Raw genomic sequence first — 22,255 nt, 5'->3', positions numbered from 1 at the left:
CGAGCCAACGGGTCCGCGCAGAGCGCGGCCCGATGACAGGCTCCGCGAAGCAATCCAGATTCGTATTGCCGAAAGAGATTCTTCATTGCTTCCCGCGCTAAGCTACGACGCAGAGTCGCTGTGCTCACAACGACGCCGTGCCGACGCGGCAGTCAGCACACCAACGTGCGAGGGTGCCGGGCGGGCCTTCCTATTGGACGCATGAGTCGGCTTCGTCCAAGAGCCATGTAACGAATGCCTTCACCCGAGCATCACTTGCCAAGACCGCGGGCCAGCGCACGAGGTGTACCTTCGTCGACGGCATGTCCCAGGTCTCAGGCAGCACGCGCACGAGGCGGCCGTCGGTGAGCGCGTCGCGCACGAGGAGTGAGCGCGTTAGCACGACGCCACTGCCTTGAAGTGCGGCACCGATCGCTGTCGCCATGTTGGCGTAACGTAGTCCAACCGGCGGCGGCGCGTTGAGGCCAAGCCGCGCGAACCACGTCGACCAGGACCACTCCGTTCCCGCGTTCGCGTCTTCGCCAGCTCCCTTATGGATCAGCGGCAGCGCGGCAATGCGCATCGGGTTGTCGAGCGGCGCGGACGGCAATAGTCGCGCGTGGCAAACGGGGAAGACCTGCTCGCGGAACAGCACGCGCTGCGTCGAGGTCTCGCGTGCCTCGCCCTCGAGGAGCCAATGGATCGTGATGTCGAGATCGAGGTGAATCGCTTGCGCCGTGCTCTCGACGATGATCAGTTCGATCGGCGTCGATGGGGCCTTGAACATCGGCAGGCGTGCGACGAGCCAATAGTCCGCAAGCGCCGTGCTGACGCCGACGCGTAGTGGGCCATCGCTGGCCGCAGCGCGGCATCGCGCGCGTAGCTCTCCGAGGCCGGTGAGGAGTTCTGCGAGACCGGATGCAAGCGCCTCGCCGGCGGGCGTCGGCCGCATGCCGCCCGAAGTCCGCATCAGCAGTGGCAAACCCATAAAGTCTTCCAGCCCGGCGCAACCGGTGGCTCACTGCGCTCTGCGTCACGCCGAGGTCGCTTGCTGCAGCGGTGACGCTGCCGAGCCGGTGCACGGCTTCGAAGGCAATCAGGGCATCGAATGGAGGTTGGGCGGTCATGCCGGCATTATGAAGGAGATTCATGCTGAGTTGAACACTCGGCATACGCCACGAGCGCATACCGATGATAACCAGCGGGCATCGCAGCGCTTCTGCGCGGCACTTATCGGAAGAGGATTTGTGAAGACGGCACCCTCGCTATCCGCTCGTGATCTTTCCGTTGCCCTGACGCTCGGCCTCGGTGCATTCTTCACGAATCTCGACGTCACCGCCGTCGTCATTGCGCTGCCGGCGATGGAGCATACCCTCGGCTTTGGCATGGCCGCGACGGCGTGGGTAATCGATGCATATTCGCTTGCCTTCACGGGCATGCTGCTGGCGGCTGGGGCAATCGCCGATCGCTTCGGCCGCCGCCGCGCTTTGCTGACCGGCAATGCGATCTTCCTTGTCGCTTCCCTTGCTTGCGGCCTTGCGTGGAACGGTCCGTCGTTGTGGCTCGCCCGAGGTCTGCAAGGGATTGGCGCAGCCTTCGTCGTCACAGGCGCCTTGGCGCTCGTCGCCAGCGCCTTCCCGGATGCCGCCGTCAGAGCGCGTGTGTTCGCCTTGTTGGGAGTCGTCTCCGGTGTTGGGATGGCCGTAGGGCCGACGCTCGGTGGCGTGATCACGGCTTGGACCGGGTGGCGCTGGATCTTCTTCATCAACATGCCGTTCTGCGTGGCTCTGATCATTGTGGTGCCGCGGCTCGTGGCGGAGAGCCAGGCCGTGGAGAAGCGCGCTCGATATTGCCGGCGCCGGCCTGTTGACGATGGTACTTGCGCTACTGATTGACGCCACGTTGCGTATACGCGCCGACATGATTGGTGCTGCGAGCCTCGGCGGCGCGGCACTTCTGCTGTTGGCAGGATTCGCCCTGCAACAGCGTCGGCGCGCCGTGCCGCTCCTCGACCCGACCGTGTTCGGGACACCCGCGATGATCGGTGTCGGCCTGCTGCTGATTGCGGTCTCCGTCAGCTACTGGGCCATCCTTGTCTATCTGCCGCCAGCGCTGCAGAGCGCATTCGGGTGGCAAGCCAATCGTACTGGGCTCGCGCTGCTCGCCGCAACGGCGCCGATGCTGATCGTGCCGCCAATTGGCGGCTACCTCGTCATGCGCATCGGTTGGCGCTGGCACTTCGCGCATTCTTTCGCGATGCTCGCCGTCGGTAATCTCCTCTTATTTGCATCGCTCCGGCGTACAGATACGGCCGAGACCCTCGGCCTTATGCTCGCGGGCATGGTCGCGATCGGCAGCGGAGCGGCGCTCGCCCACCCGCAACTTTCGGGTGCCATGCTTGCGCTCGTCCCGCCAGACCGTTCCGGCATGGCCTCTGCCATGACGATCGTGGCGCGGCAGGGTGGCTTCGCGCTTGGGATCGCTGCGCTGGCCGTAGTTGGTGGCGGGCAAGCCTTCGAGGCCATCTTTGCTACCGCGGCGTCAACAGCAGTCTTGGGCGTCCTTGCAGCACTTTTCCTGCTTCCCGCCGATCGATGAGCGCATGAAATATGGTCTGGTTGCGGCGTCCATGTCGCGCCGGAGACCGTCCTTCCCAATCCGGTCGATCCTCATCAGTCAAGGGCACGATTTCATTGCCTCCGCCGACGCTCCGCAGGAAGGCTTTCAGCTCTTCTGTCTCAAAGCAGCCCCTGCTTTCCCCGCGCCAGGAGAACCCCCGTTGCATCGCATTGAAGCACGTCAGCCCGGTCTGCTCCGACCGGCAGGTAAATCCCCGCGCTGCCACACCTCGCCATAGGCGAGCACCGGCAGCGAAGCGTCCATCACGGTGTCGCCAGCGCAGATGCGCCCCGCAGCACTCATCTCGAATGTGTGGCCCAGTCGAGCTCGCAATCGGCGGGCCGGCGCGGGCGCGCGTCCATGTTCATGATGTCGCAGCGGAGCACGCCCTGACCGTTGTCGCTGAAGAACTGGCAGGCGATGTTGTTTGACCGCGCCTGGAAGCCGATCAGGCGGTCCTGGGCATGGGCGGCGACGATCATCGGCAGCAGGATCGATATCAGGATCAGTCCGCGCAATCCCGTCATGTCATTCACACTTAGCTATCGAAATTCACCGCCGTTGTGTTGGCGCCGCAGACCAGAACTGCGACGCGCTCGGCAGGTGAAGGACGATAGCGGCCGGACAGCAGCGCGGCAAAGGCAGCTGCGCCGCCGGGCTCGGCCACGAGGCGCAAGTGCGACCACAGCGCGGCCTGCGCCTGCCGGATCGCATCGTCGCTGACCAGGACGACGCGCTCGACATGAGCCCGTGCGACCGGAAACATCAGCTCGCCGACACGCCGCGGCGCAAGGCTGTCGGCGGCGATGCCGCCAGCCGGCGCATCGACCGGGGCGCCCGCCTCGAACGCGGCATGCAGGGTCGGCGATTGCTCCGGCTCGACCGCAACGATGCGTGTCCTGCCGGCGTACCACGCCGCAAGGCCGCCGATCAGCCCGCCGCCGCCGACCGCAACCAGCAGCGTGTCGATGCCGGGCGCGTCCTGCTCCAATTCCAGTCCGACGCTGCCCTGGCCGAGCAGGGTTTCGGCCTGATCGTAGGCATGGACGGCCAGCGCGCCGGTCAGCGCGACATGCGCCTCGCTCGCGGCGAGCGCATCGGCGTAGCGGCTGCCCGCGATCACGAGCTTTGCGCCATATCCCCTGATCCGCTCGGCTTTGGCGGGCGAGGTGATGTCGGGCACGAAGATCGTGGCGGGCATGCCGAGCCGCTGCGCCGCATAGGCGACAGCCGCGCCGTGATTGCCGCCGGATGCGGCGACGACACCGGCCTGCGGCACCTGCCGCAGCAGCAGGTTGGCGAAGGCGCCGCGCGCCTTGAACGATCCGGAATGCTGCAGCATCTCAAGCTTGAACGTGACGGGCGCGGCCGGCAGGGCGAGATCGGCCTGAACGAGCGGCGTGCGCCTGATATGCGGACGGATGACCGGCTCGGTCGCCGCAATCCGCGCCCGCGTAATGTCCATGGTCGCTGTCATGATGTCGTCCAGGATAGCGCAAGGAAGCGTTGACATCAATTAGGTAATTAGCAAAATGGCTAAATGAAATTTGCCGTCGCCTTGCGCGCGCTCGCCAACGAACGCCGCCTGCAGATCCTGGAATGGCTGCGGGATCCGCGGAAGCATTTTCGCGAGCAGGAAGATGGCGACCTGGTCGAGGACGGCGTCTGCGGATTGCTGATCGCCGAAAAGCTCGGCGTCAGCGCGCCCACATTGAGCGAGCACATGCGGGTGCTGACATCAGCCAAGCTGGTGCGCGCCAAGCGGATCAAGCAGTGGACGATGTACAAGCGCAACGAGACCGCCATCGCCGCGATCAAGCGCTCGATCCAGGACGGCCTTTGAGCGCAAGGCCTTCGCGGGCGTCGTTGCAGCCGGCGCAATGCTCCATTTCCGAGATTTTTGTTGCGTCGCGCCGAGCTGATCGTGGAGACTGACCGGCCCTGCCTTGTTCAATGATCGAGAAGAGCGAGAACCATGTTCCTGATCGGCCAATATGATTCCCCCTTCGTCCGCCGCGTCGCGATTGCGCTGCGGCTCTACGGGCTCGCCTTCGAGCACAGGCCGTGGTCGACCTTCGGCGATGCCGACAAGATCGCTCCGTACAATCCGCTGCGCCGCGTGCCGACCCTGGTGCTCGACGACGGCGAGGCGCTGATCGAGAGCACGATCATCCTAGATTGTCTCGACGAGCTGGTCGGCGAGGGGCGGGCGATGCTGCCGCGCGACGGTGCCGAACGGCGCAGGCATCTGCGCATCTGCGCGCTCGCCTCCGGCCTCGGCGACAAGGCGGTCAGCCTGCTCTACGAGCGCGTGCTGCGGAAGGAGCAGCTCGCGCTGTGGGTCGAGCGCTGCCAGGCGCAGATTGCGGACGTGCTGAAGGTGCTGGAATCCGAGCGCGCCGGGGTGACGACGCCGTACTGGCTGGGTGATCGTATCGGTCATGCCGACGTCGCGGTGGCTTGCGTCGTCCGCTTCACCCGCGAAGCGCATCCGCAGCTGTTCGATGCGTCGCGCTATCCGGCGCTCGCGGCGCATAGCGAGCGTTGCGAGGCACTGGCCCCGTTCAAGGAGATCGTGCAGCCGCTGGCCCCGCCGAAGGGATGAAGCGCTTACCCTCCCCTGGAGGGGAAGGGTCGATCGCGCGAAGCGCGAGCGGGGTGGGGTGATCTCTCCGCACGGGGAGTGTTGGATGTGGAGAGACCGTCACCCCACCTCGGTCCGCATTCCGCTTCGCTGCATGCGAACCGATCTTCCCCCTCCAGCGGAGGATGAGCATTGAGCGCGTCGGAAGAGTGAAATGCATCCGCCACGGGCTTGCTTCAGTGGCCACAGCAGCCGATGTTGCAATACTACCCCTGTTTTGCCCGACGCCGCAACGGGATTTCGGCAAGACCGAACATCCTCAAGCCTTTTCAACCCCATCGCTACTGTGCATGGGGTTGTTTTTCACGTTTGTGTTTCGGCGGCGTCTACCCCGCCCCCGCGCGCTTCTTCTGCCAGACGAGGTGCACGGCGCAGGTGCAGCCTGGCGGATGCGAGGCGAGGTCTTTCGGCATCTCGTCGTTCGCCGGCCTTGCCGGGAAGGCCTTGTCCTCTCGCGACGGAATGTAGTTCAGCACCGGCGCGAGCCAGCGCTCGGCTTCTGCCACCGTCATGCCCTTGCGCGCCGCGTAGTCCTCGACCTGGTCGCGCTCGATCTTGCCGACACCGAAATAATAGCTCTCGGGGTTCGCGAAATAGAGCCCTGAGACGGACGAGCCCGGCCACATCGCAAAGCTCTCGGTCAGCTTCACGCCGGCCGTGTTCTCGGCGTCGAGCAGCTCGAACAGCGTCGCCTTCTCGGTGTGGTCGGGTTGCGCGGGATAGCCGGGCGCGGGGCGAATCCCGGAGTACTTCTCCAGGATCAGCTCCTCGTTCGAGAGTGCCTCGTCCGGTGCATAGGCCCAGAACTCGCGGCGGACGCGGGCGTGCATGCGTTCGGCGAACGCCTCGGCGAGGCGGTCGGCCAGCGCCTTGCACAGGATCGATGAGTAGTCGTCGTTGGCCATCTTGAAGCGGTCGGCGACGGCATCCTCGCCGATCCCGGCGGTGACGACGAAGCCGCCGATATAGTCGGGCACGCCCGCGGGCGCGATGAAATCGGACAGTGCGGCGTTGAAGCGGCCCTCGCGCTTCTCCAGCTGCTGGCGCAGCGTGTGCAGCGTCGCAATCGGCTTGGTCCGGCTCTCGTCGGCATAGAGCACGATGTCGTCGCCTTGCGCATTCGCCGGCCAGAAGCCGATCGTCGCGCGCGCCCGGAACCATTTTTCCCTGACGATGGTGTCGAGCATCTTGCGCGCGTCGTCGTAGAGCGAGCGCGCGACCTCGCCGACCTTGGCGTCGTCGAGGATGGCGGGGAAGCGGCCGGCGAGCTCCCAGGTCTGGAAGAACGGCGTCCAGTCGATGTACGGGATGAGCTCGGCGAGATCGTACTCGTCGAAGCTCTTGATGCCGAGGAAGGTCGGTTTCACCGGCTTGCTCTTGGCGAAGTCGACCGGCACGCGGTTCGCGCGGGCGTCAGCCAGCTTCAGCCGCTTCTTGTCGGCCTGTGCGCGCAGATGCGCTTCCGAGATCTTGGCGTATTCGGCGCGCACCTCGGCGGCGTAAGCCTCGCGCTTCTCGGGCGAGAGCAGCGCGGAGGCAACACCGACCGCGCGGCTGGCGTCGTTGACGTGCACGACGGGACCGGCGCGATAGCTCGGATCGATCTTCACGGCGGTATGAACGCGGCTCGTGGTGGCGCCGCCGATCAGAAGCGGCAGCCTCAGGCCTTCGCGCTGCAGTTCGCCAGCGAAGAACGCCATCTCGTCGAGCGAGGGCGTGATCAGGCCGGACAGGCCGACGATGTCGGCCTTCTCCGCCTTCACGGTCTCGACAATCTTCGCCGCCGGCACCATCACGCCGAGGTCGATGACCTCGAAATTGTTGCACTGGAGCACGATGCCGACGATGTTCTTGCCGATGTCGTGGACGTCGCCCTTCACCGTCGCGAGCACGATCTTGCCGGCGGACGAGGAGCCCTCCGTGCCGATGCCGCTGGCGAGGTTACGCGCCTTCTCCTCCTCCATGAACGGCATCAGGTAAGCGACGGCCTGCTTCATCACGCGGGCAGACTTCACCACCTGCGGCAGGAACATCTTGCCGTCGCCGAAGAGGTCGCCGACCACGTTCATGCCGGCCATCAATGGGCCTTCGATCACGTCCAGCGGACGGGACGAGTTCTTGCGGGCTTCCTCAGTGTCCTGCTCGATGAATTCGGTGATGCCGTGCACCAGCGAATGCGACAGCCGCTTCTCAACCGGCCATTCGCGCCATGCGAGATCGGCTTCCTTGCTTTCCGTCTTCTTGCCGCGGAACTTCTCCGCGAGCGCCAGCAGCCGTTCGGACGCACCGGGATCGCGATTGAGGACGACATCCTCGCACGTCTGGCGCAGCTCCGGATCGATGTCGTCATAGACGATCATCTGACCGGCATTGACGATGCCCATGTCCATGCCGGCCTTGATGGCATGATACAGGAACACCGAGTGCATGGCCTCGCGAACCGGCTCGTTGCCGCGGAACGAGAACGACAGGTTGGAGACGCCGCCGGAGACATGCGCGCCCGGCAGGTTCTGGCGGATCCAGCGCGTCGCCTCGATGAAGTCGACGCCGTAATTGTTGTGCTCCTCGATGCCGGTCGCGATCGCGAAGATGTTCGGATCGAAGATGATGTCCTCGGGCGGGAACCCGACGCGGTTCACCAGGATGTCGTAGGCGCGCTTGCAGATCTCGGTCTTGCGCGCGAACGTATCGGCCTGGCCGACCTCGTCGAACGCCATCACCACGACGGCCGCGCCGTGGCGGCGGGCGATATTCGCCTCGTGAATGAACTTCTCCTCGCCCTCCTTCATCGAGATCGAGTTGACGACCGGCTTGCCCTGCACGCATTTCAGGCCGGCCTCGATCACGGAGAATTTCGAGGAATCGACCATGACGGGGACGCGGGCGATGTCGGGCTCGGCGGCGACGAGGTTGAGGAAGGTCACCATAGCGGCTTCGGAGTCGAGCAGGCCCTCGTCCATGTTGACGTCGATGATCTGCGCGCCGTTCTCGACCTGGTCGCGCGCGACGTGCAGCGCGGCGGTGTAGTCGCCGGCCGTGATCAGCTTGCGGAAGCGGGCCGAACCCGTGACGTTGGTGCGCTCGCCGACGTTGACGAACGGGATCGCGTCCGTCAGCACGAACGGCTCGAGGCCGGAGAGCCTCAAGCGAGGCTCGATCTCCGGCACGATGCGCGGCCTGTGCGGAGCGACTGCGGCGGCGATCGCCGCGATATGGTCCGGTGTGGTGCCGCAGCAGCCGCCGACGATGTTGACGAGGCCGTCGCGGGCGAACTCGCCGATCAGGCGCGCCATGTATTCGGGCGTCTCGTCATACTGGCCGAACTCGTTGGGTAGGCCGGCATTGGGATAGGCGCAGACGAGCGTATCGGCGACACGGCCGATATCGGCGATATGCGCCCGCAGATCTTCGGCGCCGAGCGCGCAGTTGAAGCCGATGGTGATGGGCTTTGCGTGCCGCACCGAATTCCAGAACGCTTCCGGCATCTGGCCCGAGAGCAGGCGGCCGGATTTGTCGGTGATGGTGCCCGACACCATCACGGGAAGGTCGATGCCGCGCTCTTCGGTGATCTCGGCGATCGCATAGAGCGCCGCCTTGGCGTTGAGCGTGTCGAAGATGGTCTCGACCAGCAAGAGGTCGACGCCGCCGTCGAGCAAGCCGCGGATCTGCTCGCCATAGGATTTGCGTAGGTCGTCGAAGGTGACGGCGCGGTAGCCGGGATTGGAAACGTCGGGCGAGATCGAGGCGGTCCGGTTGGTCGGGCCGATCGCGCCGGCGACGAAGCGCGGCTTGCCGTCCTCGGCCGCGACGCGGCGCGCCGCGTAGCCGGCGAGGCGGGCGCCTTCGCGCGCCATCTCGTAGACGATGTCGGTGAGGTCGTAATCGGCCTGCGCGATCGAGGTCGTGGAGAAGGTGTTGGTCGCGACGATGTCGGCGCCGGCGCGCAAGTATGCGGCGTGGATGTCCTCGATCGCCTGCGGCTGGGTCAGGATCAGGAGATCATTGTTGCCGCGCAGGTCGCGATGAAAGTTCTTGAAGCGCTCGCCGCGGAAGGCGGCCTCGTCGAGCTGGAGGTTCTGGATCATCGTGCCCATGGCGCCGTCGAGCACGAGAATGCGTTCGTGCGCGGCGTCGAGGAGGGCGGTTCGCTTGGGCGAAACGGGTAAGGTCATTTGTGTTACGCAGCCTTCTGGGCGGTCTTGACGCGAATGCCGAGCAAATGGCTGATCGCGAATACGAGATCGGCGCGGTTCATCGTGTAGAAGTGGAAGGTGTCGACGCCGTGCTTGGCGAGCTTCTGCACCTGGCCGGCCGCGACGGTCGCGGCCACCAGCTTGCGCGTCTCGGCGTCGTCATCGAGGCCGTCGAATTTCGCGGCGAACCAGTCCGGCACGGTGGTGCCGGCGCGGGTGACGAAGTTGCGCGCCTGCTTGAAATTGTGCATGGGCATGATGCCCGGCACGATCGGGATGTCGATGCCGCGGGCACGGACGCGATCGAGATAGCGGAAGTAGAGGTCGTTGTCGAAGAACACCTGGGTGATCGCGCGCGTCGCGCCGGCCTCGACCTTGGCCTTCAGCGTGTCGATGTCGGCATCGAAGTCGCGCGCTTCGGGGTGCTTCTCGGGATAGGCGGAAACGGAGATTTCGATATCGCCGTGCCGCTTCTTGATCCCGGCGACGAGCTCGGCCGAGCTCTGGTAGCCGTCGGGATGGCTTGAATAGGGCGTGCCGATGCCGCCGACGGGATCACCGCGCAAGGCCACGATGTGGCGGACGCCGACCTCGTGATAGCGGTCGACGATCTCGTCAATCTCGCCGCGCGAGGCGCCGACGCAGGTCAGATGCGCCGCGGGCAGCAGCGCGGTTTCCTTCAGGATGCGCGCGATGGTGGAATGGGTGCGCTCGCGGGTCGAGCCGCCGGCGCCGTAGGTCACCGAGACGAATTTCGGCTCGAGCGGGGCGAGCCGCTTGATGGTGTCCCAGAGATTGCGCTCCATCTCCTCGGTCTTGGGCGGAAAGAACTCGAAGGAGATCGCCGGCCGCTTCAGGTGCCCGTCGGCTGTCGCAGGCGTCGTCACGTCAGTCATGGCACCACTCGCTCCAATTTCCGCCGGCCCCGCGGTCTGGCTTGGGAGTGCCCAAGATAGGGCAAAGACAGGTTGCGCGACAGCCCATCGATGATGGGAAATAGCCCACTATCAAGCCGATGCCTTCAATTTATAGACCTAGATTGCTCTATTGTGGGAAGATCGCTACAGAGACTAAATATAGTTATAATATAATATGTTATTTGATTTCATGCGCCTTGACCCTGTCGGTTTTGGCTGTGGGCAGTATGAAGTTACGGTGTTTAAGACGTAATTTGGCCCAACGGACCTCTCTTGAGGCGGCCCGCTCGTCCATACCGTCAGCCCTGCGCAGCCCGCAATTGCCGCCGCACGGTCATCCATTACGCTAGCGCACCATGATCCCGCTCTCAGTTCTTGACCTCTCCGTCGTCACCACGGGCACCAAGCCCGCCGCGGCGCTGCGCAACAGCATCGATCTGGCGCGCCACGTCGACGGGCTCGGTTATGTCCGCTACTGGCTCGCTGAGCATCACAACCTTGCTTCGGTCGCGAGTCCTGCGCCCGACATCATGATCGGGCAGATCGCAGCGGTGACGAAGCACATCCGCGTCGGCTCCGGCGGCGTGATGCTGCCCAACCACGCACCGCTGGTGGTGGCCGAGCGCTTCAAGATGCTGGAGGCGCTGTTTCCCGGCCGGATTGATCTCGGCCTCGGCCGCGCGCCGGGCACCGATGGTGCCACGGCCTATGCGCTGCGCAGCCGGCTCGATCGGCGCGAGGGCGACGATTTCCTGGAGCGTCTGCACGAGTTGATTCTGTGGGAGACCCGCGAATTTCCTGCGGGCCACCCCTACAACAACGTCGTCGCGATGCCCGACGACACCAGGTTGCCGCCGATCTGGCTGCTCGGCTCCAGCGATTATTCCTCGGAACTGGCCGCCCAAATCGGCATGGGCTTCGCTTTCGCCCATCATTTCGCCACCCACGACGCGATCGATGCGATGGTGCATTACCGCAATCGCTTTCAGCCCTCGGCCTGGTGCGCGAGTCCGCATGCCATTCTCGCGGTCGCCGTCATTGCGGCCGATACCGACGAGGAGGCCGAAAGGCTCGCCTCTTCCTTTGACCTCAATCGGCTGCGCCGTGACCGCGGTCAATATCTGCCGCTGCCGAGCGTCGAGGAGACGATGGCCTATCCGTATACGGACGCCGAGCGCACCTCGATCTTGCGCAACCGCTCGCGCCTGTTCGTCGGCAGCCCCGCAACGGTGCAGAAGAAGCTTCAGCCGCTGATCTACGCCAGCAAGCCGGACGAGCTGATGGTGATCACCGCCGTGTACGATCACGAGGCGCGCAAGAAATCGTATTCGCTGCTGGCGGAGGCGTTCGGGCTGGCGAAGCAGGCGGAATAGTCTAGGCCGCTCTCGTGCCCCGGACGCAGCGCAGCGCTTCTACAGCGGTGCGTTGCAGAGCCGGGGCCCATCGCAGTCCGGAGTCTTGCAGCCCCTGCGTCCCGGCTCGCGCTTCGCTCGTCCGGGACACGCCGCTAATCCTGCGTCTCGCTGAACGTCGCGCGGAACGGATGTCCCGGATACACGCCGACGATACGGAATTCGCGCGAGAAGAATTTCAGCTCCTCGATCGCGAAGGCAAGGCCCTTGTCATCGGGGTGGCCGTCGACGTCGGCATAGAACTGCGTGGCGAAGAAGTTGCCGTCGACCATGTAGCTCTCGAGCTTGGTCATGTTGACGCCGTTGGTCGCAAAGCCGCCAAGCGCCTTGTAGAGCGCGGCCGGCAAATTGCGCACCCGGAACACAAAAGTGGTGACCAGCGGGCCCGCGCCTTGGGGCGCCCATTTCGGCTCGCGTGCCAGCACCACGAAGCGCGTGGTATTGTGCGCCTCGTCCTCGATGTCCTCGGCGAGGATGTCGAGGCCGTAGATCTTCGCGGCAAGGCGCGAGGCGATCGCGGCCACGGTCTTGTCCTTGCGCTCGGAAATGTCGCGGGCGCTGCCGGCGGTGTCGGCGTGGACGATCGGCTTGATGCCGAGCTTGCGGATGATGCGCCGGCACTGGCCGAGAGCATGGACATGGCTCTCCACGCTCTTGATGTCTTCGAGCCTGGTCCCCTTCACCGCCATCAGCTGATGCCGGACCGGCAAGAACCATTCGCCGATGATGAAGAGGCCGGAGGCCGGCAGAAGGTGATGGATATCGGCGACGCGCCCGGCGACCGAGTTCTCGATCGGGATCATGCCGAGATCGGCCTCGCCCGATGAGATCGCCGACAGCGCGTCCTCGAAGGTGGCGCAGGGCATCGGTTCGGCGTCGGGATAGGCCTCGACGATGGCGATATGGGAATTGGCTCCGGGCTCGCCCTGGAATGCGATTTTCAGCTTGCTCATGTTTTGAAGTGCTCCTGCCCGGCCTTGTAGCAGCGGCTCAGGATTTGGAAAGGATGCTGCGCGCGGTTTCGAGGTCGGGCGGCGTGTCCACGCCGCGCGGTACGCTGTCGACGATCATGATATCGATGCGCATGCCGGCCTCCACCGCCCGGAGCTGCTCCAGGCTCTCCTGGCGTTCCAGGGACGAAGGCGGCAGCGACACGAACCGCTCCAGCGCCGCGCGGCGATAGGCATAGAGGCCGATGTGGTGGTATCGCGGTCCGTTGCCGTAAGGGGCTGTGGCGCGGGTGAAATAAAGTGCGCGCAACCGCTTCGGCCCGATCGGCGAGCCGATGGCCTTGACCACGCTCGGCGCGCGGTCCTCCTCCTCGGTGTGGATCTGCGAGGCCAATGTGACGATGTCGACCGCGGGGTCGTCGAAGGGCGGCAGCACCTCGCGGATCGTCGCCGGCGTGATGGTGGGGAAATCGCCCTGGAGATTGATCACGATCTCGGTCTTGCCCTCGGGATCGAGCTTCTGCATGGCCTCGTGAATGCGATCGGAGCCGGAGGGGTGGTCGGCGCGGGTCATCACCGCCTCGCCGCCATGGGCAGTCACCACGGAGGCGATCTCGTCGGTGTCGGTTGCTACCGCGACCCGGCCGATTGCAGCGGCTTCGGCCCGGCGCAGCACATGCACGATCATCGGCAATCCCGCGATATCGGCGAGCGGCTTGCCCGGCAGGCGGGTGGCGGCCATGCGGGCCGGGATCAGCACCAGGATGCGAGGATCGATCATTGGGTTCAAAGGTCTGGGGTCAAGAGCCTGGAAACGGGGCGTTTTCCGCGCCGAGAAATGGAGTGGGGACGGGCTGAAAGCCGGCTCGCTTATACGGGTTGCCAGACCCCGGGCAAACCGATATCTCAATGGCAAAACTCGGGGAAACAATAAGGAACGCTTTGATTCTCCCGAGGCTCGTCCTGGCGGCCGCTTGGGCCGCTGTTTCCTTCTTGCGGTGGGGCCTGGCCGGAAATGGACTCTTTCGAACTCAACAAGATTCTCGGTGCCGTGCTCGGCACCTGCCTCTTCCTGCTGGTGACGAGCTTCACCGCGAGTGCGCTGTTCTCCCCCAAGATGCCGGAAAAACCGGGCTTCGAGATTGCCGTGAAGGAAGATGCCGGCCACGGCAAGGAAGGCGCCGCTGCCGCCGCATCGTCCGAGCCGATCGAGAAGCTGCTCCAGACCGCCTCCGTCGAGAAGGGCGCGGCGGCCGCCAAGAAGTGCGGCGCCTGCCACACATTCGAGAAGGGTGGCCCGAATCGGGTCGGCCCGAACCTCTATGGCGTCGTCGGCGAACCAAAGGGCCAGGGCCACGGTGGCTTCAACTTCTCCGCCGCGATGAAGGCCAAGGGCGGCAACTGGACGTTCGACGACCTCAACAAGTTCATCGCCAATCCGAAGGGTTTCATTCCTGGCACCGCGATGGGGTTTGCCGGTATTGCCAAGGATTCCGAGCGCGCCGACGTCATTGCCTACCTGAACTCGCTGTCGGAGCATCCTCAGCCGCTGCCGACGGCCTCGAAGTAAGGCCTCAAAGCCCGATTTTGGAACATGCGGCCAGGCTGAAAAGCCTGGCCGTTTCGCTATTCGGGCCTCGCGACGACGTTATCGGGGCGTTTGGCCGCATCTGCCAGGCAGTCCAGTCTTCCAAGATGAGGAAAAAGCAACATATTTTCCGTCGAAACCTCGCCTATATTGGAAACTTAAAGGAGAAGCTCCTTCAAGACAGGGATGTTGATTTGGCCATTACCCGACGCGATCTTCTGCTCACCGGCACTGCGGCCGCAGCGCTCCCCGCCCTCGGTTCCGTCGCGGGCGTTCCCGTCGTCGGCACGGCCGAAGCGCAGTCTTCCAATGAGCTGCCTTCGAGTGGGCTGCCTTGGCGCCATGCACTGTCGCTGTTTGGAAAGGTCAAGTACCCCGCCGACTTCAAACGCTTCGACTACGTCAATCCGGATGCGCCAAAAGGCGGTATCGCGCGCCAGATCGCCGTTGGCACGTTCGACAATTTCAACATCGTCGTATCAGGTGTGAAGGGGCAGGTCGCCGGTGCCGTCGCCTTCATCTACGAATCCCTCACGACGCCCTCGCTTGACGAGGTCTCGACCGAGTACGGTGCGCTGGCCGAAGCGGTCAGCCACCCGGACGATTTCTCCTTCGTCACCTATCGTTTGCGGTCGCAGGCGAAATGGCATGACGGCAAACCCGTCACGCCGGAGGACGTGATCTTCTCGCTCGATTCCTTCAAGAAGCATCACCCGATGTATTCGGCCTATTACAGCCATGTGGTCAAGGCCGAGAAGGTCGGTGAGCGCGAGGTGAAGTTCGTATTCGACGCGCCCGGTAACCGCGAATTGCCGCAGATCGTCGGGCAGCTCACCGTCCTGCCGAAGCATTGGTGGGAGGGGACGGACGCGCAGGGCCGCAAGCGCGATGTCTCCGCCACCACCCTGGAAGTGCCGCTCGGTTCCGGCCCCTACAGGGTCAAGGAGTTCGTAGCGGGACGGTCGATCGCCCTGGAGCGCGTCAAGGACTATTGGGGCCGCGACCTTCCCGCGAATGTGGGCCGCAACAATTTCGACGAGCTGCGCTACGAGTATTTCCGCGACGCCACTGTCGCGATCGAGGCCTTCAAGGCCGATCAGGTCGATTGGCGAACCGAGAACAGCGCCAAGAGCTGGGCGACGGCCTACGACTTCCCGGCCGTGAGCGAAAAGCGCGTGATCCTCGAGGAATTCGTCAATCGCAGCTCGGGCGTGATGCAGGCCTTCGTGCCGAACTTGCGGCGCGCCAAGTTCAGTGACCCCCGCGTGCGTCGTGCGCTCAACTACGCTTTCGACTTCGAGGAGATGAACAAGCAGATCTTCTACGGTCAGTACAAGCGTATCAGCAGCTATTTCGACGGCATCGAGGAGCTCATGGCAACTGGCTTGCCGCAGGGCAAGGAGCTCGAGATCCTCGAAACCGTCCGCGCTCAGGTCCCGCCCGAGGTCTTCACGACGCCCTACAGCAATCCGGTTGGTGGCAGCCCGGAGGCCGTTCGGGAGAATCTTCGCGAGGCGCTGCGCCTGTTCAAGGACGCCGGCTATGAGGTGCGCGACCGCAAGCTGATCGACGTCAAGACCGGCACCCAGTTTTCACTGGAGTTGCTGAACCAGGATCCGAGCTTCGAGCGGATCACGCTGTTCTACAAGCCGTCCCTGGAACGGCTCGGCATCGCCGTCAGTGTACGGACAGTCGATCCGACCCAGTACGAGAACAGGACGCGCGAGTGGGACTTCGATATCGTCACCAACTCATGGGGCGAGTCGCAGTCGCCGGGGAACGAGCAGCGCGAGTTCTGGTCGTCCAAGACGGCTGATATCGCCGGGTCGCGCAACATCGGCGGCATCAAGAATCCCGCGATCGACAAGTTGATCGAACGGGTGATCTACGCGACCGATCGCGACGATCTGGTGGCCGCAACCAAGGCGCTCGACCGCGTGCTGCTGTGGAATCACTACGTCGTGCCGCAGTGGACCTACAACAAGGTGCGCACGGCGCGCTGGGATCGCTTCGGCCGGCCGGCGGAATTGCCCAAATACGGTCAGTCCGGTTTCCCGTTCATCTGGTGGTACGACGCAGAGAAGGCGGCGCGGATCGCAAAGAAGTCGTGAAGGACATTCCCCGCATGACGCAGATGTCACGCCGCCATGTGTTGGTCTTGGGCGTTGGCGGCGCCCTTGGGGCGTCCGTCGGCGCGCCGCTGCTGCACGGTGCGCGAGCGTCGGAAGCGGTGATCGAGGCGCATGGTATCTCGGCGTTCGGCGATCTCAAATATCCGGCCGACTTCCATCATTTCGACTACGTCAATGTCGACGCTCCGAAGGGCGGTACGTTCTCGCTGATCCCGTCGACGAAATCGCATAACCAGTCCTACCAGACCTTCAACTCGCTCAACGCCTACATTCTCAAAGGCGACGGCGCGCAAGGCATGGACATGACGTTTTCGCCGCTGATGGTGCGGGCAAGCGACGAGCCGGACGCGATGTACGGGCTTGCCGCCAAATCCGTGCAGATATCGCCGGACAGGCTGGTCTATCGCTTCACGATGCGGCCGGAGGCGAAATTCCACGACGGCACCAAGCTGACCGCGCATGATGCGGCGTTCTCGCTGACGACGCTGAAGGCCAAGGGCCACCCGCTGATCGTCGTGAACATGCGCGACTTCGTGAGCGCGGAAGCGATCGACGACGCAACGCTCATCGTCACCTTTGCCAAGGGGCGCGCCCGGGATGTGCCGCTCTATGTCGCCGGCCTTCCGATCTTTTCGAAAGCGTACTACACGCCCCGGTCGTTCGACGAATCGACGCTGGACGTTCCGCTCGGCTCCGGTCCGTACAAGGTCGGCAGGTTCGAGGTCAACCGCTACATCGAATTCGAGCGGGTCAAGGATTGGTGGGCCGCCGACCTGCCGGTTTGCCGCGGCAGCTATAATTTCGATGTCGTGCGCTACGAGTTCTATCGCGACCGCGACGTCGCCTTCGAAGGTTTCACCGGCAAGAGCTATCTCTATCGGGAAGAATTCACCTCGCGCATATGGGCAACGCGCTATGACTTTCCGGCGGTGAAAGATGGCCGCGTCAAGATGGAGGTCGTGCCCGACGATACGCCGTCCGGCGCGCAAGGCTGGTTCATCAACACGCGACGCGACAAGTTCAAAGACCCGCGCGTGCGCGAGGCCCTGATCAACGCCTTCGATTTCGAGTGGACCAACAAGACCATCATGTACGGCGCGTATGCCCGTACGGTGTCGCCATTCCAGAACTCGGACCTCATGGCAGGCAATGCGCCGCCTTCGCCGGAAGAGCTGAAGCTGCTGGAGCCGTTTCGCGGCCAGGTTCCGGACGACGTTTTCACCGCACCATTCACGCCGCCGGTCACGGACGGCTCCGGGCAGGATCGCACCCTGTTGCGCAAGGCACAACAATTGCTGAACGAAGCCGGCGTGCCGATCAAGGACGGCAAGCGGATGCTGCCGAATGGCGAGGTGTTCAAGATCGAGTTCCTGTTGGACGAACCTTCCTTCCAGCCGCATCATGCGCCCTACATCAAAAACCTCGGGACGCTCGGCATTGAAGCGAACGTGCGCCTCGTCGATCCCGTGCAATACAGGGCGCGTCAGGACGACTTCGATTTCGACATGACGATCCAGCGCTTCAGCATGTCCGCGACGCCGGGCGACGCCATGCGCTCGTTCTTCTCCTCGCAGGTCGCGAACACCAAGGGTTCGTACAATCTCGCGGGCATCGCCAACCCGGCCATCGACGCCATGATCGAGAGAATCATGTCGGCTGACAGCCGCGAAGAGCTGACCGTCGCCTGCCGCGCTTTCGATCGGCTGTTCCGCGCCGGCCGCTATTGGGTGCCGCAATGGTACAACAAGACGCACCGGCTGGCCTATTGGGACCAGTTCGGCCATCCGCAGAAGCTGCCGCGTTATGCCAACGGCGTCGGCGCGCCCGACATCTGGTGGCATGAACCCGCCAAGGCGGCCAAGCTCGAGCAGGCAAAATAGCCATGAGTGCCTATATCGCCCGCCGCCTCCTCCTGATGATCCCGACGCTGCTCGGGATCCTCTTCGTGTCCTTCGTCGTCGTGCAGTTCGCGCCGGGCGGCCCGGTCGAGCGCGTGATCGCGCAGCTCTCGGGCGCCGATACCGGCGGCACGTCCCGCATTTCGGGCGGCAGCGATTTTGCGCAGCGCGCGCCTGGGCAGGTCGGTGCCGGGGGCGACGCCATCAATTCCAAATATCGCGGTGCGCAGGGGCTCGATCCTGATTTCATCAAGAAGCTGGAGGTGCAGTTCGGCTTCGACAAGCCGGCACCGGAACGCTTCGCGCTGATGGTTTGGAATTTCGCCCGTTTCGATTTCGGCAAGAGCTACTTTCGCGATGTCAGCGTGATCCAGCTCATCAAGGAGAAGCTGCCGGTCTCGATCTCGCTCGGGATCTGGCTGACGCTGATCACCTATCTGATCTCGATCCCCCTCGGCATCCGCAAGGCGATGAATGACGGTACGCGCCTCGACACCTGGACATCAACCGTCCTCGTGCTCGGCTATGCCATTCCCGGATTCCTCTTCGCCATTCTTCTGATCATCCTGTTCGCCGGCGGCTCCTTCTTCAACTGGTTTCCGCTGCGCGGGTTGACGTCAGACGGATGGTCGGAGTTTCCCTGGTACTGGAAGATCATCGACTATTTCTGGCATCTGACGCTGCCGCTCATCGCCATGGGCCTCGGCGCGTTCACCACCATGACGTTCCTGACCAAGAACTCGTTCCTGGACGAGATCCGCAAGCAATACGTCATGACCGCGCGCGCCAAGGGGTGCAGTGAGAACCGGGTGCTGTACGGCCATGTCTTCCGCAATGCGATGTTGATCGTGATCGCCGGCTTCCCCGGCACCTTCATCCACGCCTTCTTTTCAGGCTCGCTCCTGATCGAGACCATCTTTTCGCTGGACGGGCTGGGGCTGCTCAGCTTCGAGAGCGTGCTCAACCGCGACTATCCCGTGGTGTTCGGTACGCTTTACATCTTTTCGCTCGTCGGTCTCGTGATCAACCTGATCTCCGACCTGACCTATATGTGGATCGACCCCCGGATCGATTTCGAGGCGCGGGAGGTCTGATGACGCTGGCCGCCCCAACGACGCCGATCGAAACCACGGCGAAATCGCCGCTCGGCGATTCGGTGCCGATCACGCGTAAGCCGTTCTCGCCTTCGCCGCTCAACAGGCGACGGTGGCAGAACTTCAAGGCCAACCGGCGCGGCTACTGGTCGTTCTGGATCTTCATCAGCCTGTTCGTGATCTCGCTGTTCGCCGAGCTGATCGCCAATGATCGGCCCTTCCTGATCAAGTTCGACGGCCGACTCTACTGGCCCGCCTTCGTGACCTATTCGGAAACGACCTTCGGCGGTGACTTCGAAACCGCGGCCGACTATCGCGATCCCTATTTGCAGAAGCTCATCAAGGACAAGAACGGCACGATCGTCTGGCCTCTGATCCGCTATTCCTACGATACTCACAATCTCGACTTGCCGACGCCGGCGCCGTCGCCGCCGACCTGGATGTTGACGGAGAAGCAGTGTCAGCCGGTGGTGGAGAAGAAGGGGCTGAAGAGCTGCCGCGACCTCGAATATAACTGGCTCGGCACCGACGATCAGGGCCGCGACGTGGTCGCGCGATTGATTTACGGCTTCCGCATCTCGGTGCTGTTCGGACTTTGTCTCACGATCGTCTCGTCTGTCATCGGCATCGCGGCGGGGGCGGTGCAGGGCTATTTCGGCGGTCGGGTCGACCTGATCTTCCAGCGCTTCATCGAGATCTGGACGGCGATTCCTTCGCTCTACCTTCTCTTGATCCTGTCCTCGGTGCTCGTGCCCGGCTTTTTCGTGCTGCTCGGCATCCTCCTGCTGTTCTCCTGGGTCTCGCTGGTCGGCCTCGTGCGGGCCGAGTTCCTGCGCGGGCGCAACTTCGAATACATCCAGGCGGCGCGGGCGCTCGGCGTCTCCAACCCGGTCATCATGTTCCGCCACCTGCTGCCGAACGCGATGGTCGCGACCATGACGTTCCTGCCCTTCATTGTGTCCAGCTCGGTGATGACGCTGACGGCGCTCGATTTCCTGGGCTTCGGCCTGCCGCCGGGATCGCCTTCGCTCGGCGAATTGCTGTCGCAGGCCAAGTCCAATGTGCAGGCACCCTGGCTTGGCTTCTCCGGCTTCTTCTCGGTTGCGATCATGCTGTCGCTGTTGATCTTCATCGGCGAGGCCGTGCGCGACGCCTTCGATCCGCGCAAGACGTTCAGGTAAGGCGATGGACGCAATCAACCAGCCCCTGCTCAGCGTGCGCGACCTTTCGGTGGCCTTCCACCAGGGCAGCGCCACCACGCTCGCAGTCGACAACGTCTCGTTCCAGATCAAGCGCGGCGAATGCGTGGCGCTGGTCGGCGAGTCCGGCTCCGGCAAGTCGGTCAGCGCGCTCTCGATCCTGAAGCTGTTGCCCTATCCGAACGCGTCGCATCCCTCGGGCAGCATCCGCTTCAAGGGGCAGGAGCTGATCGACCGCTCCGAGCAGCAGATGCGCGAGATTCGCGGCAGCGACATCTCCATCATCTTCCAGGAGCCGATGACCTCGCTCAATCCGCTGCACACGATCGAGGCGCAGATCGGCGAGATCATCCAGCTGCACAATCCGACCAGCAATGCGCAGGCGCGCAAGCGGACGCTGGAGTTGCTGACCCAGGTCGGCATCCCCGAGCCCGAGACGAGGCTGAAGAGCTATCCGCACCAGCTCTCCGGCGGCCAGCGCCAGCGCGTGATGATCGCGATGGCGCTCGCCAACGAACCGGACCTCTTGATCGCGGACGAGCCGACCACGGCGCTCGACGTCACCGTGCAGGCGCAGATCCTGGCGCTTCTCGCCGAGATCCGTTCGCGGCTCGGCATGAGCCTCTTGTTCATCACCCACGATCTCGGCATCGTCCGCCGCATCGCCGACACCGTCTGCGTCATGAAGGGCGGCGTGATCGTCGAGCAGGGGCCGGTCGAGCAGGTCTTCAAGACCCCGAAGCATCCCTATACGCGCGACCTGCTCGCGGCGGAGCCGAAGCCGGATCCAGCGCCGCCGCAGCCGGATGCGCCGGTGGTGATGTCCGCCAATGATCTCAAAGTCTGGTTTCCGATCAAGCGCGGCTTGATGCGCAAAACGGTCGGCCACATCAAGGCGGTCGATGGCGTCAGCGTCGCCGTGCGCAAGGGCGAGACGCTTGGAGTCGTCGGAGAATCAGGCTCGGGCAAGACCACGCTGGGGCTCGCATTGCTGCGGCTGATCTCCTCGAACGGGCGCATCGTGTTCCTGGGCAAGGACATCCAGGGCCTGCGCTTCAAGGAGATGCGGCCCTTCCGGCGCGACATGCAGATTGTGTTTCAGGATCCGTTCGGCTCGCTCTCACCGCGCATGTCGGTCGCCGACATCATCGCCGAAGGTCTATCCGTGCATCAGCCGAAGCTGTCGCGCGAGGAGCGCGAGGCGCGCGTCGTCAAGGCACTCGAGGATGTCGGGCTTAATCCTGAGACGCGCTTCCGCTATCCGCATGAATTCTCCGGCGGCCAGCGCCAGCGCATCAGCATCGCGCGCGCGGTGGTGCTGGAGCCGGATTTCGTCGTGCTGGACGAGCCGACCAGCGCGCTCGACATGCTGTTCCAGGCCCAGATGGTCGACCTCTTGCGCGAGCTCCAGCGCAAGCGCGAGCTCACCTACATGTTCATCTCGCACGATTTGCGGGTCGTCGCCTCGCTCGCCAGCCATCTCATCGTGATGCGCGGCGGCAAGGTGGTGGAGGAAGGCCAGGCCGCGGAGTTGTTCAAGAATCCGAAGACGGATTACACGCGCGCCCTGTTCGCGGCTGCGTTCCGGCTGGAAACGGCGGGGAATGGCTCGGTCGCGACGTAGCTGTCG

General features: G+C 64.0%; 18 protein-coding genes and 1 pseudogene. 11 read left to right on the top strand and 8 right to left on the bottom strand.

Annotated elements, in window-relative coordinates; all coding sequences use genetic code 11:
• Nucleotides 1-190: 190 nt before the first annotated feature.
• Together EHH60_RS37480 and EHH60_RS38000 are read right to left on the bottom strand one after the other, a co-directional pair.
• Entirely contained in the window at nucleotides 191-967 is a 777-nt protein-coding gene (locus EHH60_RS37480) for a LysR substrate-binding domain-containing protein (protein WP_245454444.1), read from the bottom strand.
• A gap of 61 nt (nucleotides 968-1,028) precedes the next feature.
• A pseudogene (locus tag EHH60_RS38000) lies at nucleotides 1,029-1,106 on the bottom strand (hypothetical protein); the annotation flags it as partial.
• A 9-nt stretch (nucleotides 1,107-1,115) separates the two neighbouring features.
• Here EHH60_RS38000 and EHH60_RS09875 point away from each other — a divergent pair.
• Nucleotides 1,116-1,874, top strand: a complete 759-nt coding sequence (locus EHH60_RS09875; protein WP_124159273.1) for an MFS transporter — start codon at nucleotides 1,116-1,118, stop codon at nucleotides 1,872-1,874.
• Nucleotides 1,852-2,577: an MFS transporter gene (locus EHH60_RS09870; RefSeq protein WP_245454454.1), complete on the top strand. Its 726-nt coding sequence runs from the start codon at nucleotides 1,852-1,854 to the stop codon at nucleotides 2,575-2,577. Before EHH60_RS09875 ends, EHH60_RS09870 begins: the two co-directional genes overlap by 23 nt.
• Nucleotides 2,578-2,897: 320 nt before the next feature.
• Here EHH60_RS09870 and EHH60_RS37995 read toward each other — a convergent pair whose 3' ends face one another.
• A complete protein-coding gene (locus EHH60_RS37995; RefSeq protein ID WP_245454443.1) occupies nucleotides 2,898-3,125 on the bottom strand; it encodes a hypothetical protein in 228 nt (75 codons plus the stop codon).
• An 11-nt stretch (nucleotides 3,126-3,136) separates the two neighbouring features.
• Nucleotides 3,137-4,111, bottom strand: a complete 975-nt coding sequence (locus tag EHH60_RS09860; protein WP_124159271.1) for a threonine/serine dehydratase — start codon at nucleotides 4,109-4,111, stop codon at nucleotides 3,137-3,139.
• 27 nt (nucleotides 4,112-4,138) lie between these two features.
• Here EHH60_RS09860 and EHH60_RS09855 point away from each other — a divergent pair, with 27 nt between their 5' ends.
• Both EHH60_RS09855 and EHH60_RS09850 read left to right on the top strand, forming a co-directional pair.
• Entirely contained in the window at nucleotides 4,139-4,441 is a 303-nt protein-coding gene (locus EHH60_RS09855; protein ID WP_124159270.1) for an ArsR/SmtB family transcription factor, read from the top strand.
• Between the two features lie 132 nt (nucleotides 4,442-4,573).
• The gene (locus EHH60_RS09850; RefSeq protein ID WP_124159269.1) at nucleotides 4,574-5,203 is read left to right on the top strand and encodes a glutathione S-transferase family protein; all 630 of its coding nucleotides are present in this window, start codon (nucleotides 4,574-4,576) and stop codon (nucleotides 5,201-5,203) included.
• A gap of 365 nt (nucleotides 5,204-5,568) precedes the next feature.
• Here EHH60_RS09850 and metH read toward each other — a convergent pair whose 3' ends face one another.
• Nucleotides 5,569-9,414 (bottom strand): methionine synthase, encoded by a 3,846-nt coding sequence (gene metH / locus EHH60_RS09845; protein ID WP_124159268.1) that lies wholly within the window; start codon nucleotides 9,412-9,414, stop codon nucleotides 5,569-5,571.
• Nucleotides 9,415-9,419: 5 nt separating this feature from the next.
• Nucleotides 9,420-10,331 carry a methylenetetrahydrofolate reductase [NAD(P)H] gene (metF, locus tag EHH60_RS09840; protein WP_124159267.1) on the bottom strand — a complete coding sequence of 304 codons (912 nt, stop codon included), beginning with the start codon at nucleotides 10,329-10,331 and terminating at the stop codon, nucleotides 9,420-9,422.
• A 377-nt stretch (nucleotides 10,332-10,708) separates the two neighbouring features.
• Here metF and EHH60_RS09835 point away from each other — a divergent pair, with 377 nt between their 5' ends.
• Nucleotides 10,709-11,725: an LLM class flavin-dependent oxidoreductase gene (locus tag EHH60_RS09835; protein ID WP_124159266.1), complete on the top strand. Its 1,017-nt coding sequence runs from the start codon at nucleotides 10,709-10,711 to the stop codon at nucleotides 11,723-11,725.
• 134 nt (nucleotides 11,726-11,859) lie between these two features.
• Here EHH60_RS09835 and EHH60_RS09830 read toward each other — a convergent pair whose 3' ends face one another.
• On the bottom strand, nucleotides 11,860-12,717 hold the full coding sequence (locus tag EHH60_RS09830; RefSeq protein ID WP_124159265.1) for a prephenate dehydratase: 858 nt from the start codon (nucleotides 12,715-12,717) through the stop codon (nucleotides 11,860-11,862).
• Between the two features lie 37 nt (nucleotides 12,718-12,754).
• Nucleotides 12,755-13,495: a 3-deoxy-manno-octulosonate cytidylyltransferase gene (locus EHH60_RS09825; protein ID WP_124159264.1), complete on the bottom strand. Its 741-nt coding sequence runs from the start codon at nucleotides 13,493-13,495 to the stop codon at nucleotides 12,755-12,757.
• A 234-nt stretch (nucleotides 13,496-13,729) separates the two neighbouring features.
• Here EHH60_RS09825 and EHH60_RS09820 point away from each other — a divergent pair, with 234 nt between their 5' ends.
• The 6 genes from EHH60_RS09820 to EHH60_RS09795 all read left to right on the top strand — a co-directional run bounded on the left by EHH60_RS09820 (nucleotide 13,730) and on the right by EHH60_RS09795 (nucleotide 22,249).
• On the top strand, nucleotides 13,730-14,284 hold the full coding sequence (locus tag EHH60_RS09820; RefSeq protein WP_124159263.1) for a c-type cytochrome: 555 nt from the start codon (nucleotides 13,730-13,732) through the stop codon (nucleotides 14,282-14,284).
• A 212-nt stretch (nucleotides 14,285-14,496) separates the two neighbouring features.
• Nucleotides 14,497-16,413 (top strand): extracellular solute-binding protein, encoded by a 1,917-nt coding sequence (locus EHH60_RS09815; RefSeq protein WP_124159262.1) that lies wholly within the window; start codon nucleotides 14,497-14,499, stop codon nucleotides 16,411-16,413.
• 14 nt (nucleotides 16,414-16,427) lie between these two features.
• Nucleotides 16,428-18,314 carry an extracellular solute-binding protein gene (locus tag EHH60_RS09810; RefSeq protein WP_124159261.1) on the top strand — a complete coding sequence of 629 codons (1,887 nt, stop codon included), beginning with the start codon at nucleotides 16,428-16,430 and terminating at the stop codon, nucleotides 18,312-18,314.
• Nucleotides 18,315-18,316: 2 nt separating this feature from the next.
• Nucleotides 18,317-19,426, top strand: a complete 1,110-nt coding sequence (locus tag EHH60_RS09805) for a microcin C ABC transporter permease YejB (RefSeq protein ID WP_124159260.1) — start codon at nucleotides 18,317-18,319, stop codon at nucleotides 19,424-19,426.
• Nucleotides 19,426-20,607 (top strand): ABC transporter permease, encoded by a 1,182-nt coding sequence (locus tag EHH60_RS09800; protein ID WP_124159259.1) that lies wholly within the window; start codon nucleotides 19,426-19,428, stop codon nucleotides 20,605-20,607. The genes EHH60_RS09805 and EHH60_RS09800 overlap by 1 nt, the downstream gene beginning before the upstream one ends.
• A gap of 4 nt (nucleotides 20,608-20,611) precedes the next feature.
• Nucleotides 20,612-22,249, top strand: coding sequence for an ABC transporter ATP-binding protein (locus tag EHH60_RS09795; RefSeq protein ID WP_199751386.1), 1,638 nt, complete (start codon nucleotides 20,612-20,614; stop codon nucleotides 22,247-22,249).
• Nucleotides 22,250-22,255 lie beyond the last annotated feature (6 nt).

Origin of the sequence: Bradyrhizobium sp. RP6 (assembly GCF_003837805.1) — a bacterium.
In the GTDB taxonomy this organism is placed as follows: Bacteria; Pseudomonadota; Alphaproteobacteria; order Rhizobiales; family Xanthobacteraceae; genus Bradyrhizobium.
This window is presented reverse-complemented; position numbering and strand designations above follow the sequence as displayed.

Excerpts from the sequence above, each read along its gene's own strand:
- EHH60_RS37480 (WP_245454444.1), bottom strand. The coding sequence starts at position 967 with ATGGGTTTGCCACTGCTGATGCGGACTTCGGGCGGCATGCGGCCGACG.
- EHH60_RS09875 (WP_124159273.1), top strand. The coding sequence starts at position 1,116 with ATGAAGGAGATTCATGCTGAGTTGAACACTCGGCATACGCCACGAGCG.
- EHH60_RS09870 (WP_245454454.1), top strand. The coding sequence starts at position 1,852 with ATGGTACTTGCGCTACTGATTGACGCCACGTTGCGTATACGCGCCGAC.
- EHH60_RS37995 (WP_245454443.1), bottom strand. The coding sequence starts at position 3,125 with ATGACGGGATTGCGCGGACTGATCCTGATATCGATCCTGCTGCCGATG.
- EHH60_RS09860 (WP_124159271.1), bottom strand. The coding sequence starts at position 4,111 with ATGTCAACGCTTCCTTGCGCTATCCTGGACGACATCATGACAGCGACC.
- EHH60_RS09855 (WP_124159270.1), top strand. The coding sequence starts at position 4,139 with ATGAAATTTGCCGTCGCCTTGCGCGCGCTCGCCAACGAACGCCGCCTG.
- EHH60_RS09850 (WP_124159269.1), top strand. The coding sequence starts at position 4,574 with ATGTTCCTGATCGGCCAATATGATTCCCCCTTCGTCCGCCGCGTCGCG.
- metH (WP_124159268.1), bottom strand. The coding sequence starts at position 9,414 with ATGACCTTACCCGTTTCGCCCAAGCGAACCGCCCTCCTCGACGCCGCG.
- metF (WP_124159267.1), bottom strand. The coding sequence starts at position 10,331 with ATGACTGACGTGACGACGCCTGCGACAGCCGACGGGCACCTGAAGCGG.
- EHH60_RS09835 (WP_124159266.1), top strand. The coding sequence starts at position 10,709 with ATGATCCCGCTCTCAGTTCTTGACCTCTCCGTCGTCACCACGGGCACC.
- EHH60_RS09830 (WP_124159265.1), bottom strand. The coding sequence starts at position 12,717 with ATGAGCAAGCTGAAAATCGCATTCCAGGGCGAGCCCGGAGCCAATTCC.
- EHH60_RS09825 (WP_124159264.1), bottom strand. The coding sequence starts at position 13,495 with ATGATCGATCCTCGCATCCTGGTGCTGATCCCGGCCCGCATGGCCGCC.
- EHH60_RS09820 (WP_124159263.1), top strand. The coding sequence starts at position 13,730 with ATGGACTCTTTCGAACTCAACAAGATTCTCGGTGCCGTGCTCGGCACC.
- EHH60_RS09810 (WP_124159261.1), top strand. The coding sequence starts at position 16,428 with ATGACGCAGATGTCACGCCGCCATGTGTTGGTCTTGGGCGTTGGCGGC.
- EHH60_RS09805 (WP_124159260.1), top strand. The coding sequence starts at position 18,317 with ATGAGTGCCTATATCGCCCGCCGCCTCCTCCTGATGATCCCGACGCTG.
- EHH60_RS09800 (WP_124159259.1), top strand. The coding sequence starts at position 19,426 with ATGACGCTGGCCGCCCCAACGACGCCGATCGAAACCACGGCGAAATCG.
- EHH60_RS09795 (WP_199751386.1), top strand. The coding sequence starts at position 20,612 with ATGGACGCAATCAACCAGCCCCTGCTCAGCGTGCGCGACCTTTCGGTG.